The sequence below is a fragment of the Streptomyces lydicus genome, assembly GCF_000717345.1.
In the GTDB taxonomy this organism is placed as follows: Bacteria; Actinomycetota; Actinomycetes; order Streptomycetales; family Streptomycetaceae; genus Streptomyces; species Streptomyces lydicus.
Window position 1 is genome coordinate 1 of the sequence record NZ_JNZA01000088.1, and the last position, 2532, is coordinate 2532.

2 protein-coding genes are annotated in these 2532 nt (G+C 70.4%); both read left to right on the forward strand.

Features of this window, described 5'->3' with window-relative positions; genetic code table 11:
- Positions 1-2116, forward strand: a 2116-nt coding sequence (locus OO62_RS41225; protein ID WP_282916361.1) for a beta-ketoacyl synthase N-terminal-like domain-containing protein, incomplete at its 5' end; no start/stop codon positions are given.
- A partial coding sequence (locus tag OO62_RS41480) for a KS-MAT linker domain-containing protein (protein WP_428835917.1) occupies positions 2044-2532 on the forward strand: 489 nt, incomplete at its 3' end. The genes OO62_RS41225 and OO62_RS41480, both read left to right, overlap by 73 nt.

Here is a 2532-nt window from a genome sequence, read left to right on the forward strand (position 1 = left end):
GGGTGTGTTGGATGACGGTGTGTTGGAGGGGTTGTCGCCGGAGCGGGTGGCGGGTGTGTTGCGGGCGAAGGCCGATGCCGCGGCCGTCCTGGACGAGTTGACCCGTGACCTGACCCCCGACCTCGACGCCTTCATCCTCTTCTCCTCCGTCGTCGGAACCCTGGGACGTGCCGGTCAGGCCAACTTCGCCGCTGCCAATGCCTTCTTGGACGCGTTGGCCCAGCAGCGCCAGGACCTCGGCCTCCCCGCCACCTCGGTGGCCTGGGGTCCGTGGAACGCGGGCGGTGCCGCAGGCGGCGCGGTCGGTGAGGAGCTGCGCAAGCGTGGCCTTCCCGCCCTCGACGCCGATCTGGCGCTGACCGCGATGGCGCAGGCCGTCGGGCGTGGCGAGGCCGCCGTGATGGTGGCCGACGTGGACTGGGAGCGCTTTGTCCCGGCCTTCACCGCGACCCGGCCCAGCCCCCTCCTCGCCGACCTTCCGGAGGTGCGTACGTCTGCGACGGCGTCCGCGTCCGCCGGGAGCGGGGAGGGCGACGGCACGGCTTCGTCGCTGGCGCAGCGCATGGCGGGACGGCCGGCGGCCGAGGTGGAGCACCTGCTGCTGGACCTCGTCCGTACCCAGGCCGCGGCCGTGCTGGGGCACGCGTCGGCGGACGCGATCGGGGAGACGCACGCTTTCAAGGACCTCGGTTTCGATTCGCTGACGGCGGTCGAATTCCGCAATCGCCTCAAGAACGCGACCGGTCTCCGGCTGGCCCCCACCCTGGTCTTCAACTACCCGACGCCCAAGGCACTGGCTCGCCATCTGTACGGCGAGATCGCCGGCGCCGAGGAGTGGCAGTCGGCGAGCACGGCGGTGGCTCCGGTTGCCGCCCTGCCTGCCGTCGAGGACGACCCGATCGTCATCGTGTCGATGGCCTGCCGCTTTCCTGGTGGGGTGAGTTCGCCGGAGGACCTGTGGCGGCTGGTCGCCGAGGGTGGGGACGCGATTTCGGTGTTCCCGGCGGACCGTGGCTGGGATGTGGAGGCGCTGTACGACGCGGACCCGGACCACGCGGGCACGTCGTACGTGCGCGAGGGTGGCTTCCTGTACGGCGCGGCGGAGTTCGATGCGGGGTTCTTCGGGATTTCGCCGCGTGAGGCGCTGGCGATGGATCCGCAGCAGCGGTTGCTGCTGGAGACGTCGTGGGAGGCGTTCGAGCGGGCCGGCATCAATCCGGACGGTCTGCGCGGCAGCCGAGCCGGGGTCTTCATGGGCGTGGTGTCGCAGGACGACTACGGGCCGCGGATGAGTGAGGCCCCGGAGGAGTTCGAGGGCTACCTGCTCACCGGCACCGCCGCGAGCGTGGTCTCGGGTCGGTTGTCGTACACGTTCGGGCTGGAGGGGCCGGCAGTGACGGTGGACACCGCGTGCTCGTCGTCGCTGGTCGCCCTGCATCTCGCGGCGCAGTCCCTGCGGCAGGGCGAGTGCTCGGTGGCGCTCGCCGGTGGTGCGACCGTCATGTCCACGCCGGGGACCTTTGTGGAGTTCAGTCGTCAGCGGGGGCTGGCGGTGGATGGCCGGTGCAAGGCGTTCGCGGCGGGCGCGGACGGCACCGGGTGGGGCGAGGGCGTCGGTGTGCTGGTGCTGGAACGGCTGTCGGACGCGCGGCGCAACGGCCATGAGGTTCTGGCGGTGGTGCGGGGTACGGCGGTGAACCAGGACGGTGCGAGCAACGGCCTGACGGCGCCCAACGGTCCGTCCCAGGAGCGCGTCATCCGCCAGGCGCTGGCGCAGGCCCGTCTCACTCCGGACCAGGTGGATGTGGTGGAGGCGCACGGTACGGGGACGCGGTTGGGTGATCCGATCGAGGCGCAGGCGTTGTTGGCGACCTACGGGCAGGGGCGGGCGGAGGGGCGGCCTCTGTGGTTGGGGTCGTTGAAGTCGAATGTGGGGCATACGCAGGCTGCTGCGGGTGTCGGTGGTGTCATCCTCCACAGCCGGATGAGCTGGGGAAGTCGGTTGACGTGGCGGAGCCGGTTGACGTGGCGGAGCCGATTGGCGTGGGGGAGTCGGACGAGCTGCGGGGGAATGGAGAGCAGGGGGCATCCGACCCGGCTGTCCTGCCGTGGCTGATCGCCGGACGCAGTGCCGGGGCATTGAGGGCGCAGGCGGAGCGGCTGCGGTCACATGTAGCGGCGCGGCCTGAGCTGGAACCGGTGGATGTGGCTTTCACCCTCGCGACGACCCGAGCCGCCATGGACCACCGCGCAGTGGTCCTCGCCGCGGACAGGCCGCGCCTGCTCGATTCCTTGACGGCGATTACCCAGGGCGAAACACCTGCCGGTGTTGTTGAGGGGTGCGTGTCGGGTGGTTCCGGGCGTGTGGGGTTTTTGTTTTCTGGTCAGGGGTCGCAGCGGGTGGGGATGGGGCGTGTTCTTTATGGGGCGTTTCCGGTTTTTGCTGCGGCGGTGGATGAGGTGTGTGGGGCTTTTGACGGTGTGTTGGGTGGGTCGCTGCGTGAGGTGATGTTTGCGGAGGGGGTGGGTGCT